The sequence below is a fragment of the Shewanella sp. 125m-1 genome (assembly GCF_052977065.1).
The window spans coordinates 1-15,952 of record NZ_JBRILT010000022.1; the positions used below are offsets into that span (position 1 = coordinate 1).

Annotated in this window: 11 protein-coding genes and 5 tRNA genes; 3 read left to right on the top strand and 13 right to left on the bottom strand. The window is 42.6% G+C overall.

What is annotated here, in order from left to right:
• The 7 genes from ACVBIK_RS11335 to ACVBIK_RS11365 form a co-directional block, all read right to left on the bottom strand.
• Positions 1-74, bottom strand: a tRNA-Met gene (locus ACVBIK_RS11335).
• Between the two features lie 194 nt (positions 75-268).
• Positions 269-345 (bottom strand) — tRNA-Val (locus ACVBIK_RS11340).
• A 2-nt stretch (positions 346-347) separates the two neighbouring features.
• Positions 348-424: transfer RNA gene (locus ACVBIK_RS11345), tRNA-Met, on the bottom strand.
• Positions 425-462: 38 nt separating this feature from the next.
• Positions 463-539: transfer RNA gene (locus ACVBIK_RS11350), tRNA-Val, on the bottom strand.
• 14 nt (positions 540-553) lie between these two features.
• A tRNA-Met gene (locus tag ACVBIK_RS11355) sits at positions 554-630 on the bottom strand.
• 374 nt (positions 631-1,004) lie between these two features.
• Entirely contained in the window at positions 1,005-2,216 is a 1,212-nt protein-coding gene (locus ACVBIK_RS11360) for an MFS transporter (RefSeq protein WP_447169701.1), read from the bottom strand.
• A gap of 471 nt (positions 2,217-2,687) precedes the next feature.
• On the bottom strand, positions 2,688-3,185 hold the full coding sequence (locus ACVBIK_RS11365) for a VF530 family protein (RefSeq protein ID WP_447161907.1): 498 nt from the start codon (positions 3,183-3,185) through the stop codon (positions 2,688-2,690).
• A gap of 340 nt (positions 3,186-3,525) precedes the next feature.
• Between ACVBIK_RS11365 and ACVBIK_RS11370 the strand changes: the two genes are divergently transcribed.
• Positions 3,526-5,136: an ABC-F family ATPase gene (locus tag ACVBIK_RS11370; protein WP_447169702.1), complete on the top strand. Its 1,611-nt coding sequence runs from the start codon at positions 3,526-3,528 to the stop codon at positions 5,134-5,136.
• Positions 5,137-5,345: 209 nt separating this feature from the next.
• Here the strand turns inward: ACVBIK_RS11370 and ACVBIK_RS11375 are convergent, their stop codons facing one another.
• From ACVBIK_RS11375 to ACVBIK_RS11385, 3 genes are all read right to left on the bottom strand, one after another.
• Entirely contained in the window at positions 5,346-5,999 is a 654-nt protein-coding gene (locus ACVBIK_RS11375) for a CatB-related O-acetyltransferase (protein ID WP_447169703.1), read from the bottom strand.
• A 366-nt stretch (positions 6,000-6,365) separates the two neighbouring features.
• The gene (locus tag ACVBIK_RS11380; RefSeq protein WP_447161910.1) at positions 6,366-7,223 is read right to left on the bottom strand and encodes a phospholipase A; all 858 of its coding nucleotides are present in this window, start codon (positions 7,221-7,223) and stop codon (positions 6,366-6,368) included.
• A 276-nt stretch (positions 7,224-7,499) separates the two neighbouring features.
• A complete protein-coding gene (locus tag ACVBIK_RS11385) occupies positions 7,500-10,511 on the bottom strand; it encodes a UvrD-helicase domain-containing protein (RefSeq protein WP_447169704.1) in 3,012 nt (1,003 codons plus the stop codon).
• Positions 10,512-10,876: 365 nt separating this feature from the next.
• On the opposite strand from ACVBIK_RS11385, the gene ACVBIK_RS11390 reads away from it, so the two are divergent.
• Positions 10,877-11,218, top strand: coding sequence for a hypothetical protein (locus ACVBIK_RS11390; RefSeq protein WP_447161912.1), 342 nt, complete (start codon positions 10,877-10,879; stop codon positions 11,216-11,218).
• 152 nt (positions 11,219-11,370) lie between these two features.
• Here the strand turns inward: ACVBIK_RS11390 and ftsZ are convergent, their stop codons facing one another.
• Both ftsZ and ACVBIK_RS11400 read right to left on the bottom strand, forming a co-directional pair.
• The gene (gene ftsZ, locus ACVBIK_RS11395) at positions 11,371-12,561 is read right to left on the bottom strand and encodes a cell division protein FtsZ (RefSeq protein WP_447169705.1); all 1,191 of its coding nucleotides are present in this window, start codon (positions 12,559-12,561) and stop codon (positions 11,371-11,373) included.
• Positions 12,562-12,603: 42 nt separating this feature from the next.
• Entirely contained in the window at positions 12,604-13,632 is a 1,029-nt protein-coding gene (locus ACVBIK_RS11400; RefSeq protein WP_447169706.1) for a helix-turn-helix transcriptional regulator, read from the bottom strand.
• Positions 13,633-13,914: 282 nt separating this feature from the next.
• On the opposite strand from ACVBIK_RS11400, the gene ACVBIK_RS11405 reads away from it, so the two are divergent.
• The gene (locus tag ACVBIK_RS11405) at positions 13,915-14,997 is read left to right on the top strand and encodes an AI-2E family transporter (RefSeq protein WP_447169707.1); all 1,083 of its coding nucleotides are present in this window, start codon (positions 13,915-13,917) and stop codon (positions 14,995-14,997) included.
• Positions 14,998-15,169: 172 nt separating this feature from the next.
• Here the strand turns inward: ACVBIK_RS11405 and ACVBIK_RS11410 are convergent, their stop codons facing one another.
• A complete protein-coding gene (locus ACVBIK_RS11410; RefSeq protein ID WP_447169708.1) occupies positions 15,170-15,721 on the bottom strand; it encodes a DUF1090 family protein in 552 nt (183 codons plus the stop codon).
• Positions 15,722-15,952 lie beyond the last annotated feature (231 nt).

Genomic DNA, 15,952 nt, shown 5'->3' on the forward strand with positions numbered 1-15,952 from the left:
TTGCGGGAGCTGGATTTGAACCAACGACCTTCGGGTTATGAGCCCGACGAGCTACCATACTGCTCCATCCCGCGTCCGATAAACGCTGAAAGCTGTTTTAATTCTACTTACAAAGAATTGTTTTAGAAAACTGAACTTCTCTTTATAGAAGCTGGAGGAATTAATTCGCCATGTTCTACACAAGAAAATTGAGCCTGAGTAACTTTAACGCTGCTCTAACCCGCATCCGGTTAACACTAATAGATTTTTGATTCTACTATAAAAGAATTGGTACAACCGAGTGGATTCGAACCACCGACCCCTACCATGTCAAGGTAGTGCTCTAACCAACTGAGCTACGGTTGTATTGGTTGCGGGAGCTGGATTTGAACCAACGACCTTCGGGTTATGAGCCCGACGAGCTACCAAACTGCTCCATCCCGCGACAGGATAATAGATGATTTAATTCTTCTATAAAAGAATTGGTACAACCGAGTGGATTCGAACCACCGACCCCTACCATGTCAAGGTAGTGCTCTAACCAACTGAGCTACGGTTGTACTGTTCAAGAAAATGGTTGCGGGAGCTGGATTTGAACCAACGACCTTCGGGTTATGAGCCCGACGAGCTACCAAACTGCTCCATCCCGCGACTGTGTTCTTGCTGTCCGTTTGGCTGTTGCCTTGGAACGAGCGCTATAGTATGGCGATACCGTAATTGTTGCAAGTAAAAAAACACAATAAACTTCCAAGCGGTTGTTTGCTACCCAATTCGAGTAGCGTTTAAGCACTTTTGCCAATTTTTAAGTAAAACAATTACAAAGGGAGATGTTTAAGGCCCCTTTTTACGGCTAAACCTTGTGATAATTTATTCATTAGACTGCTCTCTATTATAGCTTTTGGCCAATTTGGCTTGCGGTTGTCACTTATATTATGCGTTTTACCTATCGTTTTGCCATTTATGCGTTCAACGTTAGGCCTGCGCTCTTCACTATACATAAGCAAAGCAAACCTCAATAAAGGCGCTCAACGAGTCACGGCTAGTGAATTTTGTATAAGCGGTCTGTCATCTATAGGTAAATGCAGTAAAGCTGCAATAAACGCTAAAACTACGGTACTCCACCAAATAGGTTCATAACTGCCGTAATAATCATATATTCGGCCGCCGACCCAAGCACCTAAAAAACTACCCACTTGATGAGTAAAAAACACTAGGCCATAAAGTGTCGATAAATAACGAGCACCAAAAATCTGTCTAACTAAGCCCGATGTTAAAGGCACAGTACCTAACCAACAGAAACCAATCGCTGCACCAAACATAGCGGCAGTGTTGTCGGTAACGGGTAAAGTCACAAATGCAGCAATAACAGCTGTACGCACAAAGTAGAGCGCACTCATAACGTAGCGTTTACTAAACCTATCCCCCATCACGCCCCAAAAGTAAGAGCCGAAGATATTAAATATGCCCACGTAGGCCAAAGCTAGCGCCGCAGTTGAGCTATCAAGGTGTTTATCTGCTAGGTAGCTAGGAAGATGGGTCGCAATAAACATCACGTGAAATCCACACACAAAAAATCCCAGGTGAATTAACCAATAGTTTCGATTAGTACAAGCCTGCTTGAGCGCCTCAGATAAAGTTTGAGTATCGGCTAATTCATTACTTTTTGGAGTGCTTCTTGCTGTTTTCATAAAAGAAGCAAAAGCCAACATCACGCAACACAGCAAGGCAAATACCTGTAAAGCCGTTTGCCAATCAAAGTGAGTAAGTAGGCTTTGGGCTCCTGGGATCACCGCAAACATACCAAATGAACCTGCAGCCGTTGTTAAGCCAAACGCTTTCGCCGTATGCTCAGCCGGCACCACTTTTGCGACAGCGCCTAGTACCACAACATAACTCGTGGCACTTAAACCTAAACCAATTAGCATACTGATAGAGAAGTAGAACATTTCGCTGCTGGTTGACATTGAGGTCAGTAATAAGCCCAAACCATATGTGAGTGCACCACACATAATGATCTTGTTAGAACCAAACCGATCTGCCGCCATCCCAACAAAAGGTTGGAACATGCCAAAAAGCAAGTTTTGCAATGCAATCGCAAAACTAAAAAACTCACGGCCAGCCTCAAAGCTCATTGATATTGGCGTCATGAAGATCCCAAAGGACTGACGAATACCCAAACTGATTATCAGGATCCCAATACCTAACCAAACTAAAGCAGGAAATCTAAATATGCTCATGGTTGCACAACCTGCTTAGTAGGTTGCCCATCAGCATTCTGTGGCATTTGATGACAACCAACGTCTGTTGCATTAAGACTAAATGCATCAAGTAGAGGTTGGCAGTAATTAATTAAAATAAGGGTACAAACTAATGTGGCAGACAAACGCATAAGTTGCGCAATTAACGATTGTGAACGCATGGATCAACACGGCTTAGACAAAAAGGAAGCGCATGCTACTTATTTGTCTTTCATGAGGCAAATGAATAAAGATAAACAACACTATGCATAAAACGCATAACCAGACAAATGAACGATGCTTGTAGCACACCTATGCAATCTACAAAGTCAAGATAAAGCCGCAGAGCTCTATAAGCAAACCCTAGCAGATGCTTAAATTTAAAATCGATACACTATAAAAAAGGGGAGTTTCCTTAAGAAACTCCCCTTTCAACTAAAAGTGTTAATTACGCCAATAAATTACTGTACGTTACTTACCCCAAGGGTTAGTTGGGTCTTGAGACGCTGATGGACGCTTTTTGTCACTACTACGGTTTTGCGAGTAAGCATCTTTTGCTCTCGGCTTATCTTTACCGTAACGTGGACTTGGACCGTTTTTCTTCATTTCCTTATAGTTTTCCATAGCCTTTGCACGCATCTCTGCAACAAGTTCCACGGTTAACTTTTCAGGTTTGCGCGGCACAATACCATCAGCGAAACCACGTTCCCGTGGTTTTAACTCCATTTGCGCTTCGTTGCCTTTTGGCATGCGCTTAAAACGGTATAGGTAAAAAGCTTCTACACGTTCCCTCGCCCATTCGGTCTTTTTCAAAAACTTAACGCACGACTCCATATTCGGATTCAAATTAAAGCATGCCAATTTAAGTGCTGCGTACAACACTTTATAATCGTAAAACTTCACAAGTTCTGTAAGCATGGTTTCAAGCTTTAGGCCGTGAAGCGGGTTATTCTGTTGATGTTCAATCATGGGACGTCCAAATATCGCAGGTAATATAAAGTGCACGCACCGATAAAATGATAATCATTTAATCAGAAGTGCAGACCAATCATAGCGCTGGTCAAAACAATGCCTTAATAATAACAACAAAAAGCCTTTATCACCCAATCAAATCGTTCTGCGCTGGCATTTATTCATTAAAGCAAGCTCAAACAAGATAAATATCAGGCCTTAGCTTGCATGATTGCTCGACATCTAAGCACCTACCTCTGTATAATCCGCGGCTGTTTTGTCTCTATAGCAGGTTTACTCTCCGTAACCTGTTTACGTCTTTGGCTTTCACGTTTTATTAATCACTCAGGATACTCTTTTGATTTCTACCGCAAACATCACGATGCAGTTTGGCCCAGAGCCATTATTCGAAAACATTTCCGCTAAGTTCGGTAACGGCAATCGCTACGGCTTAATTGGCGCAAATGGTTGTGGTAAATCCACCTTCATGAAGATCCTAAGTGGCGAGCTTGCGCCAACCTCAGGTAACGTCTCAATTACTCCGGGCCAAAAAGTAGGTACCTTGAGCCAGAACCAATTTGCATTCGAACAATACAGTGTTATCGATGCTGTTATTCAAGGCGATGCTAAGCTGTGGGAAATTAAGCAAGAACGCGAGCGCATCTATTCACTACCAGACATGACTGAAGAAGATGGCATGAAAGTGGGTGAACTTGAAAGTGAGTTTGCTGAAATGGACGGCTACAGTGCAGAAAGTCGCGCAGGCGAAATTCTACTTGAAGCAGGCATTGATGAAGAGTTCCACTTTGGCTTGATGAGCCAGGTCGCTCCAGGTAAGAAGCTACGTGTACTTTTGGCACAAGCACTGTTCTCAAATCCAGATATCTTGCTTCTTGACGAACCAACCAACAACTTGGATATTCACACCATTAACTGGTTGGCTGAAGAGCTGAATAAGCGTAAGTGCACCATGATCATCATCTCGCACGACAGACACTTCTTAAACACTGTTTGTACGCACATGGCCGATATCGATTACGGCGAGCTACGTGTTTACCCAGGTAACTACGAGTACTTCTTAGAAGCTTCTTCGTTGATCCAGGAGCAATTATTAGCTGGTAACGCTAAGAAAAGCGCTGAAATGACCGAGCTGCAAGACTTCGTTAACCGTTTTGGTGCGAACGCATCTAAAGCCAAACAAGCAAGTTCTCGTGCAAAGAAGCTTGATAAAATCAGCCTTGATGAAGTCAAATCGTCTAGCCGTATGACACCATCGCTGCGTTTTGATGAAGGCAAGAAAATGCATCGTCAAGCGCTCATCCTAGAAGATGTTGGCCATGGCTTTGATGGCGAAATGCTATTTCAAGCTGGCGAGCTGATCCTAGAAGCTGGCGCTAAGCTTGCGGTTATCGGTGAAAACGGTGTCGGTAAGTCTACTTTCTTACGTTGTTTGGTTAATGAGCTGCAAAACAACCAGGGCGTAATCAAATGGTCTGAAAATGCCTCTATCGGTTATTGCCCGCAAGACAGCAGCAAAGATTTCGATAATGACCTAACTCTATTTGACTGGATGTCGCAGTGGCGCTTACCAAAGCATAACGACCTAATGGTACGTGGCATGCTAGGCCGTTTGCTATTTACTGAAGACGATATCAACAAAAAGGCACGCAACTGCTCTGGTGGTGAGAAAAACCGTCTATTATTCGGTAAGTTAATGATGATGGATATCAACGTACTTGTCATGGACGAACCTACGAACCACATGGACATGGAAGCGATTGAAGCGTTGAACAATGCGCTTAAAGACTACAAAGGCACGCTTATTTTTGTGAGCCACGATCGTGAGTTTGTATCATCTTTAGCGACTCGCATCATAGATGTAAAAGATAAGAAGCTTATAAACTTCCAAGGTACTTTTAATGAGTACATGGCGAGTCAAGCTGAGCAAGAAGCCAAGAAAAACGCTTAAGCGGATCGGGGTGAACGGCAGCAATAATGTTGCCGTAAACTGCATATTAAAATGGCGCTAAACTAAACGTTAGCGCCATTTTTTATTGCGTGATTTATGTTGATTGCTTAAGTGAACGCTTGAATAATTGATAGTTTGAAATAGTGATGGTTTAAATAAATAACTCACTGAATAAGTGAATAAGCGCTTAAGTGATTACATAAAATTAATTAAGATGATTGTTCCAAATGATATTGATATAAAGCGTCAATATCACCACTGCATAAAATTGGCATTGCGCCTTTAAGCTTTGCTAGCGGCCAATCCCACCATTTCAACGTTAATAACTTATCTATCGAGTCACTCGTAAAACGCAACTTTACTAACTTGTTATTACCAACCACCACACTATAAGGCGCGACATCTTTACTGATCACCGCTCGAGCGCCAATCACTGCGCCGTCACCAATGGTAACCCCAGGCATGATCATCGCCTCTGAGCCAATCCAAACATCATTGCCGATCACCGTATTACCCGCACGCTCAAAGCCGGTGCACACCCCTTCACCAAACTCATCACGCGAGAAGGGATAAGTCGAGATCCAATCGAGTCTGTGGCCCTGATTACCAGCAAGCATAAAACATGCTCCAGAAGCGATTGAGCAAAATTTTCCAATAATTAACTTATCGACTTCGCCAAAGACTCCCGCTTCCCATACATCTATGGTCGAGCCATCACCGAGCAGATAGCGCACAGCTTGATCTTCAAAAGACTTACCATGATAAAAACCTGAATAATAAGAATATTCCCCAACTTCAATATTGGGGTTAACGACTTGATCTTTAAGCCTTTTAGATTCTAGCCAGCTGGTAAACTCGTTCATTTTTAGGCCTAGGAAAATGTAGAAAGATTGGTTTGGTTTGGCTCTGTCTTATGCTATTTGCTATTTGCTATTTGCTATTAAGTAATAATTATTAACTATTAGGTAAAGCAAATACTGCACCTAAAGCCCCTAACAATAATGACAGAATACTAGATCTCCGCCTTTTCTCAGAAGGCATGACTCACATTAGTCTGCAACATTAATCAGAAATAATATCAGCAATTTTAGTTAGCGCTATTCGTCAGAAAGAATAATCAGCAGAATAAATAGAAAAGTTAGCTCACCAGCACGCACATACTGGTGAGTAACCAGCCAAATTAAGCGGCAACAAGCCTACCGCTATTTGACCATAACATCATTATTCACTTAAAACGCGATACCAATACCGACAGCGTTATCAAAATGGTTATAATCTGAAATGGTCATGCCATAACCGCTTTGCAGCTTTAAGTAACCTTTTAGCCCCTTATAGATTGGAAAACGCCAACTGAGCTCCTCATAACCTTTAGAAAAGCCACTTTCTACCAGGTTACGTAAGGTCAAACTAATTTGGTGTTCGCCAAAGTACCAGTCACCTTTGACCGAACCATAACCCATATAGTCTTCAATATCAGGGTTATAGTCAGTATTAGAAAAGTCAGTTCTAATCCAAGGTTTGATGCTAAGCTCAATATCACTCAACGCTAGTGAAAACTCTAAGTAAACGCGATTCCAGCTTCTTTCATACACGCCACCTTTACCATTTGATTGGTGCTCAAAACCAACGCTAGTGCTTTGCCACAGATCACTTTCATCAGAGTGCTGCCAAAACCAAAATACCTGAGGCTGGTATTGTGAGTCTCTAAAATAAGCCGACTTGTCATAAGCTTGCCAGTTAGAAATCTGGCTATAAGCGATATAAAGACCGTCATTATCAGTCAATATATTATTGGCTAAACCGTATTTTAAACTGAACTGAAACTGGACATTGGTGTTGCTGATATCTTCTTTATTTGGGTTTTGTGGAGCATAGTAAGCTTGATTTGCCGCTTGAGTTTGATAAACAGGTAAGACAAAATTATTATCAAATATCGTCAGCTTATACAGGTCTTCTTGGGGCATTACCCCCGCTACGCCGGTGATATCGTTGCTAATAGTCGCCTGCTCTTTTGCCTGGAGTGAACTTGCGACCAGTAAGCTTGCAAGCAAAATGACATTGGTTTTAATATTAGTTTTATGCTTCAAGTTATTTATCTCCCTATTAAATAACGGCGATCTTCATCAACAATATCACGACTTATTTACCAAAAGTTCGCCTCAATATCCAATATATCCAATATATTGAATTTATTTTAATTTTAAATCTTTCCTCGGGTTTTGTGCTTTATAAACCAAAGGCTAAGGCACAGCTTTTTAGCTATGTCATTCAATGTAGCAAATTCTATGCAAGATGTACTTTTTCAGAAGAAAAATTAGCACTTTAACTGAGCAAATTACAGTTTTAGCAAGTGATGCCCCATATTAAGCCAGATCTCGCTGAACTTTATCGACAGCGTGAGTCGTTACATCTGCTGCAACATGGCTGTTTAAGGGGGTTGCTGCATTGCAGGTGTACTGACAACTATTTTTATCACCTTTTCTATGGCCACTGCAGGCTAAAAATGACTGACCGTTTTTACTATTGCTACGTACTATAAGCTTGCCTGAAAGGCATTCTGGGCAGACTTGAAGTTGATGGTTGCAGCCTGCTGAGCCACAAAAATGGTGAGTGTCATTACGCAGCATTGGGCCACAGTTGCACACAGAGCATGCCTCTATCTTAGTGTCACAATACTCTTTACCCAGCGAGCAAGTATAAAACAGGCCAAAGCGCCCTTCTCTTGGGATAAGTTTACCCTCACCACACTGTGGGCAACACAAGGAGTCGTTATACATAGGCGCTAAATCGCTTAAATAGCAGCGCACATCCTCGCCAAAAGCACGAAGTTCCCTAACAAATGTCGACTCTTTACCTAGCTCAGCTTGCACAAAAACCGTTTGCTTAGCGCGTGATAACGCAACGTAAAACAGTCGCCGCTCCTCGGTGTTTTTATAGCTATCGAGTGTTGGTAACAAGGTTTCTAAAATCGGATCGTTATCAATTTTACATGGGAAGCCATATTTATCGTCATTCACATCCAGCACAATAACAAAATCAGCCTGCTTACCTTTTGAAGCGTGGGCAGACATAGCTGAAATGGAAAGCTGAGGATATTGTTTTTGCCAGCGACTTAACGCTTTTAATGAGCTTTTAAAGCGGCCAATCAGCATCACACTTGCATGATTATTACTCGTTGCTTCAGTGATGCTTGCAAAAGCTTGCTCTAAGGCTGTTTGTTTATCATTAACCAGTAAACAAACCTCAGGATTATCGCTCTGGCTATGGGTGGTAAGTTGCTTCTTCAACTGAACGGGATTTGCCTGAATAAACCGTGATGCCACCTTTTCAATCTGATTATTAAATCTAAAGGTTTTATCTAAGGTAATCGTTTGAGTGGTACCAAATGTGCGTTCAAATTCTGTGGTTAAACTGAGATCGCTGCCGGTAAAACGATAGATAGCCTGCCAGTCATCACCCACACAAAAAAGTGCACAACCAGGACTTGCATCCCTTAACGCTTTAACGAGATTGGCGCGTTCAAGCGAGATATCTTGAAACTCATCCACCATGATGTACTTGTAGCGGAAACGTTCAGCGGTTTGCTGATGAAAATCGCTACATCGAGCCACTTTTAACGCCTTGGCGATCATATCTGAGAAATCTAAGGTGTTATTGGCAGTGAGGTGCGCGTCATAACGCGTAATCACCCAGTTGAATAGATGCAAAAACGCTTTCCATCTCACCTGGTTATAATGGGTTGATTGTTTCGTGTCAGCTTTTGGCAGTTTCAAAGCTTCAAGTTTAGAAAAAGTCATCCCTGATGACTTAAACAAGCTGACAAAGCTTGCCATTAAGCGACTAACATTTCGATATATGCCTAAGGCTTTAACCTGAGCAAACAGTACATTTGGAGCGATAGGTTTAAACACCTCACTTTGACTCAGGCCGAGTTGTTCACAGCGCTCGCACAATTGCTCTTCTAAGCTTTTTTCTAGCTCACCAATATCGGCCTGCCAACTAAACGTTTGCAACAAACAGGTATTGTGCTGTTGGTGCAGCGCAATCTTCCACTCCCTGCTTTGGTTATAGGCGACTTTGTCGATATCTGGGCGAGTATTGCCCTGTTTATCAATGCCAAAATGCTCTAAGTAGGCATCGAGCTGAGGAATATAAAAGTCAGGCTGATAAACACACCTACCCGGCTCTGTTACAGGCACGCAGTACTTTGGCTCATACTCAAATTTAATGCCGTGGATATAAAGGTAATTACAGATAGCGAGCTCTTGAAAGCTTTTAACCAGATCGCCCGACAGTGCTCTGATTTCATTATTTTTAAGATAAGCTCGATATTGTCCGTCAGACTTAAATGCGAGTTCGTTAACTTGCGGGTAAAGATAGCGGCCAAAGTAATTGGCTACTGGATCGGCCATGTGTGGATCGGCCACAATCTCGTCAATCTGTTGATCAATAAATTGGGTGAATTGCTTTTCATCGCTAGCAAGAACAGACACCTGTACTTGATCAAGTGTCGAGCGATTTAAGTCATGCTGAATGATCTCTTTACCCAAGGCATGAAAAGTACTGATCTTTACAGCACTAGGCTCACAAAGCGCTGCAATACTGCTCACACGTTGTTCAAGCTCTACTCTGGCGTCTTTGCCGTAGGCCAACATTAATATTTCTTCAGGCCGAGCCAAACCTTGACTCACTAAATAAGCCGCCTTAGCCGCCAGCGTACTGGTTTTGCCTGTCCCCGCGCCCGCTATCACTAAGGTGTTGTTTTCATCAATCACACAAGCTTGGCGCTGCAACTGAGTTAACGGGTGCGCTTCAAGTGTGTCAAATAACGGCCCATGGGCTTGCAACTGTTTAGTTTGCCACCATTGATTATATTTTGCGGTAAAGAGATCGGGTTGCTTGATAAACTTTGCCAGACGGCAATTGAGTTGACTCACCTCAAACCCTAGCGTGGTAAAATACTCAACCAGATCAAAAGCCTCTCGTGAGTGTTGAAATTGGTGCTGTAGACGTTTTTTGTCAGAGTCGCGTAAGAATCGCTGATGCTGGCCAAAAGCGCGATCAAAAGCGGCAATGTCCACCAGCACGTTATCGAAGCTTAGCTTAAGAGACGTGCGGCAAAACTCAAGGCGGTTATTAAGCGCTAATCTAAACAAAGGTTTGCAATTAACCAAGTGGAAAAAGTTAAAGTGCTTGTCGCCCCAAACCAATGTTTGAGTAAACCAGCCTCGCTTTACCTCCACCGTTTTATCTATCTCAGGATACGAATAAAGCGTACCGTTAATCGTTAAACCTTGATCGCACAAATGCGCGCTATTACAGAAAAAGAGCCCCTGCAATAAACCAAACTGAACAGAATGTCGCCTAAGCTGCATTGACTACCTCGAAACCACAAAATACCGCGGCATATTATCAACTAATGCCTAGCGCAAATAGCAGTAATTGTTTCTGCGGCATAAAAACATCCTCTGGCAGAACTCAATGAATAGTACATAAAATCAACAGGCTAGATAGCATTGGCGTTTTTAGTTTTTTTTACATGTAAAAAAGGCATTTCAAGCGTGATAAACCACGCAAAAACGAATCGAAACCCGCATATTAAGCGCGGTATCACATATCTAGCGATAACTGCATGATAGCCTCAATAACAAGTGCATAGCAGCCCAAAATCAATAGAAATGCTATGTAATATCATCTAGATAACTTATCTAATATTGGAATGATAAAAAGGGTTACCGTAATGAAAAAAGTACTAATTGCAGGTCTTCTAAGTTGTTTATTCGCAGGTACTGCTAGTGCAGAAAACCTTGACAAAGATACTGCTCTTGGCATGGCAAGTCTGATGATTTGCACATCGTTTTACGCTGAACATGATATGCAAATTGAAGGCACTATTGTTGGTCAGTCTATGATGGCTCATAGAAATGCAGGCATTGAAGAGATGATCATGTCTAAAGAAACTAGCCAAGCATTAGATGCTTACATGACTAGATTTCAAAGTGCTAATCAAGCACAACAAGTCGTATTATGTGACGACGCCATTAAATTTGCTCGTGAAAGTGATTTCGTAAAAGTAGATTAATGCGACTTTGCTAAGCTGTTAAAACTTACCACCTCAGCTTACCGAAATTGATAACCCCGCAAGGGGTTATCTTGTTTAAGCCTTGTTGCTGACGATAAACAGATAACCTAACTCAACTTAACTCAACTTAACTCAACTTAACTCAACTTAAGCTAGCTTAGTTTTCTGTTGCGGGTATAGGTTGGGATCTCAAGTTCTGATGCAAGGTGATCATAATGGTTTGTTCGAGCCGACTTCTCTTTTAAAAAATCATGTAGATTCAGTAGTTCAGATGAGGCAAAACGATCTTTATGTGGCTGTGGGTTCACCTTCTTCTGCGGTAATTCTTCTATCTCTTCTGTTTTTTCTATCTCATGTGTCTCATGAGCTTCTAGCAAACCGCTAGCCTCCTGCATTCCCGTTGCGATTACCATCAACTCTAGTTCACATTCAAGTTCTGGCACTATGGTTAAGCCAATAATGACTAAGGCACCAGGATCGAGCTGCTGCAGCAGGGTTTCGCCAATACTGTTGTATTGATTAAGCTCAATATTCTCGGTAGCCATAACGCTAACAATGGCACCTTTTGCCCGAGAAAGTGCGATATCTTCTAGTAGTGGATTTTTTAACGCCTTACTGATTGTAAGCTGAAGATCTTCGCCTGGCATTTGTTTAGCCACTCCCATCGCGGCGCGACCGGGATGGCTTATGACCTCGATAAAGTCATTAAGATCGATATTAATTAAACCCGACTGACTAATGGTGGTGGTGAGCCCCTGCAATACATCTTGAAGAATGCGATTACTTTGATAAAAAGCGTTAGTAATACTCACGTTTTTATCAAGGGTTTGTATTAATTTATCGTTCGGCAACACAATGACCGCATTGGCATGCTGCATCAACTGATCTACGCCCGTTTTAGCAAGCTGTCCTCGTTGATGCCCTTCAAAACTAAAAGGTGTGGTCACGACCGCCACCAAAGGTTTATTGAGCTCTGTGGCAACAGAGGCCATAAACGGAATCGCCCCAGTCCCAGTGCCCCCGCCCATGCCTCCAGTAATAAAAATAATGTCAGCCAGTTCAATATGCTCCCTTAGCTGCGCTTGTGACTCCTTAGCCGCTTCATGGCCTCTTTCAGGCCTAGCACCAGCGCCCAGCCCTTTAGTCGCCTCAAGGCCTATCTGCAGACGCGTACTGCAATCCGATATTGCCAAAGATTGTGCGTCGGTATTCACCGCAATCAGTTGCACGTTGTCACCTAAAGATGCCTGACTGAGTTGGTTTATGGTATTACAGCCACAGCCACCTACGCCAAATACCGCTATGCGAGGGGGTTGGCTATTTTGAGTAATCATATCGAACATAGGACATATCCTTGGTATTGACCTTAACAAGTGCCAAAGAGATTAACCTGCGGCTGCGACAGACTCCGTCGTAGCGTTTTGATATCGCATGTTTACTTTATTAATTAAAAGGGTGAAGTGAGCGCGAAGTTTAGGTGGTGATATCACCTCAACACTGTCGGCCATTCCCCATAAAAATTCGCGTAATTTGGGCGTATCATCCACGCTGGCACTAAGGCGGTAATAGCCATTTTCTAAACGCTCAATACATTGATCATCACTCAAACGCGCATTACGTTGAATAAGGTTTGCAGACGGCGAGAGAAGCAGCTCAATGTTAATCGGCGTGGTTTTACTCGCCTCGCCAGTCAGCGCAATATCAAAATCATCACGGGTAATAGAGGTACTTTCAAGTAAACGAATATTTCGCAGCAAATTAATGGGTTTTGCATAACGCTTTGTGTGAGACGTGCCTACCGTAAAGGCCAGCATAATCACGCCCCCCGATATTTTTATTCCTTCAGCATTAATCGGTCGGTAGTCAATCCAATAGCTTTTACCTTTAATAAATCGCTGAATTTCACAGGCTATTTGGCGTTTACTCAAGAGCGCTTCTTGCACTATCTCAAGTGACTTGGGATCGTGTTCGGCGTAAGAGATAGGCAAAGGCTCAGGTAACTGTGCGACTCGACAAGCCCAGTAAAGCCAGGGGTTATCAGGATCGTCCCCCAACACCTGATCAGCACGCTCAAAATAGGGCGTCAGCTGCTTTACACTTTGCGGCGGTAACAATTGCTTAGCGCTATGCTTTAACGTATGAAACGCCAAAGCCATATGCTGATCCATCAAGGTTAAGTTAAGACCACGCCAGCAGGCGGCAATAGACCAGCCAAAAGGCTTACACCTATCATCAAGCACTAAACCAAACAGCCCCATATCGTGCATCGCTTTTAGCTCTCGCTGTACCGTTCGTATGCCAACGTCATAGTCGCGATCGTTAAGTTTTTCAGTCAGAGCAATGGCCGAGATCCGTCTTGGTTGGCGGGGTATTTGCTCAAGCATTGCAAGCTGGCGCGGAATATTGGTTTGCATCAAATGTTCTCAAAATTTGCAGTGGGTTTAGCTTAATACACAGCTACGACAAGTTATGACGCAGGAATATGATTTTATATCCAAATCAGTAAAAGTCACCCATAAACTCGATGCAAATCAGTAGCACACAGCCGTTACAAGGCTGCAGTGTCACGAAACATAACCGTCGAGTTCAGCAAACATGCAGAGTAACAGAAGCCATTGTTAGCGTTGACTAAATGCTGCTGTAGCCCATAATCAATCTTTAACCCTCTACCTTGCTTTTATTTGGGAGCTTTTTTGATGAGTAGCCTTAAACTCAAACCGCACCACTTGGCATTACTATTTGCGTTAGCAATTGCCTTCTATGTTTGCTATTTACTGGTCGAGCCATATTTAGGCGCCATCGTACTGGGGTTTATTGTCTCGATATTATTTCTCCCTCTTCACGCACGCATTCAGCAACGTATGCCTAACCGGCCCAATCTGGCTTCAGTGTTTTCATGTACATTGGTCACAGTGATGGTATTGCTGCCATTACTGTTTGTGGCAATGGCGATAATGAACGAGGGCATTAACTTTATGAGTAATGCCTATCAGTGGCTGACTGAAGGGGGAGCCAAAAGCTTTCTTTCTCACCCCTCTATTCAGAGCGCAATGGCCTTATTAAATAAGTGGCTGCCATTTGACACCATTAAAATTGATGAACTCGTGCAACAAGCTGCAGGAAAAGTCACCCAACTAAGTAGTAGCTTGTTAAGTGCCAGTACCGGCATTGCCGGCGATATAGCAGATACCGTTTTAGACTTTGGCTTGATGTTATTCGTATTATTTTTCTTTTTGCGAGATCAAGAAAAAATCATCAAAAATACCCGCCGCATCATTCCATTATCTCGCTCGCAAGAAGAGCTAATCTTCAATGAAGTCGGTGTGGTCGCCAAGTCAGCCGTGTTAGGTGCATTTCTTACTGCGTTAGCCCAGGGCGCGTTAGGCGGCATCGCAATGGCATTAGCCGGGTTCTCGGGGTTATTTTGGGGCACCATGATGGCATTTGCGTCCTTTATTCCGTTTGTGGGCACCGCGATGATCTGGCTGCCAGCCTCGATTTATTTATTCATCACCGGTGACTGGCAATGGGCGCTATTTTTGATTGTTTGGGGTGTAGTGGTGATTGGCTCAATTGATAACTTTCTCAGACCCTGGCTTATGCAAGGTAATACAGGGATGAGCACCCTACTGCTATTTTTCTCACTGCTCGGTGGTTTACAGCTGTTTGGTCTAATTGGCTTAGTCTATGGCCCAATCATCTTTGCAGTAACCTTAGTGTTAGCCCGCTTATATGAGATTGAGTTTAAGGACTTTATCGACCAACAAGATAAAGAATAAATACGTAAGGTAAGCTGTAGTCTATCGCTTCTTTAGGTGGATTGTTGAGGCAGGGAGTTGAGGCTGACCTTTAAAATAACACTGCCCTGTAAAAATAATCCCCCTTGTACTAAGGGGCATATTTTTACAGGGCAGCTTAAGTTGTAGAAGCGCTGATTTTAAAGGCTTAAGTTTAAAAAGCTTCAATTATTTGATTAGCATCTTCTGTAGCCTGATCAGTTACTTCTTTCGTTACTTCTGTGTTGCTCATTCTTGCTAGCTCTTGCTTGAGCTGCGCTAACTTGTATTTTTCAGCTAGGACTTTTTGCGCATACTTATAAGATAGCTCGAGCTTATTTGCCGCTTTTGCGGCTTTTAATTCATCCTGATAGCTTTCAAGTTGCAATTGCACTGCTGCAATTTCTGTGTGTAAATCACTCTTAAGGCCTTTATCAGTACAATTCGCTTTAACAAGCTCAAGCGAAGACTGCAACTGAGCCACCATTTTGTCGTAGCCTTTAGCTTTTGCATTCACAATTAAGGCTTCAATCTTACAACTCCGCTCAGCACAACCTACCAAACTAGCACAGTCTGCTGCAGGGGCAGCTTGAGCAGAGGCAAGACCAAAGGTTAGTGCGCTACAACTCATTGTAAAACCTAAAAATAAACTAGATGTTTTGTTTTTCATAAAAATTTCCCTAGTACGATATCGACAACTTGGTTTGTAATAAAAAAAATTACTCATACTGTTTTATAGACACTGCATTACCAAACGTCCATTTAGTAGCGAAAACTTCTTGTTAAACAGCGCTAAAAACTTGAGCCAAGAGTTAAACATAACAGCTGATTTACAGCCAAATAGCAGATGATTGTGCAGATAAAAATGCCAAATGATAATACAAACTGCTGTGTATCATTAACTTACTCTCTCTGACAAAAGTATCAACCGAAACAAAGCACTTTACTGATTACAATC

What these genes read in the sequence shown, in the direction of transcription:
- ACVBIK_RS11385 (WP_447169704.1), bottom strand. Translation starts at nt 10,511, where the DNA reads ATGCAGCTTAGGCGACATTCTGTTCAGTTTGGTTTATTGCAGGGGCTC.
- ACVBIK_RS11375 (WP_447169703.1), bottom strand. Translation starts at nt 5,999, where the DNA reads ATGAACGAGTTTACCAGCTGGCTAGAATCTAAAAGGCTTAAAGATCAA.
- ACVBIK_RS11410 (WP_447169708.1), bottom strand. Translation starts at nt 15,721, where the DNA reads ATGAGTAATTTTTTTTATTACAAACCAAGTTGTCGATATCGTACTAGG.
- ACVBIK_RS11365 (WP_447161907.1), bottom strand. Translation starts at nt 3,185, where the DNA reads ATGATTGAACATCAACAGAATAACCCGCTTCACGGCCTAAAGCTTGAA.
- ACVBIK_RS11360 (WP_447169701.1), bottom strand. Translation starts at nt 2,216, where the DNA reads ATGAGCATATTTAGATTTCCTGCTTTAGTTTGGTTAGGTATTGGGATC.
- ACVBIK_RS11400 (WP_447169706.1), bottom strand. Translation starts at nt 13,632, where the DNA reads ATGCAAACCAATATTCCGCGCCAGCTTGCAATGCTTGAGCAAATACCC.
- ACVBIK_RS11405 (WP_447169707.1), top strand. Translation starts at nt 13,915, where the DNA reads ATGAGTAGCCTTAAACTCAAACCGCACCACTTGGCATTACTATTTGCG.
- ACVBIK_RS11390 (WP_447161912.1), top strand. Translation starts at nt 10,877, where the DNA reads ATGAAAAAAGTACTAATTGCAGGTCTTCTAAGTTGTTTATTCGCAGGT.
- ftsZ (WP_447169705.1), bottom strand. Translation starts at nt 12,561, where the DNA reads ATGTTCGATATGATTACTCAAAATAGCCAACCCCCTCGCATAGCGGTA.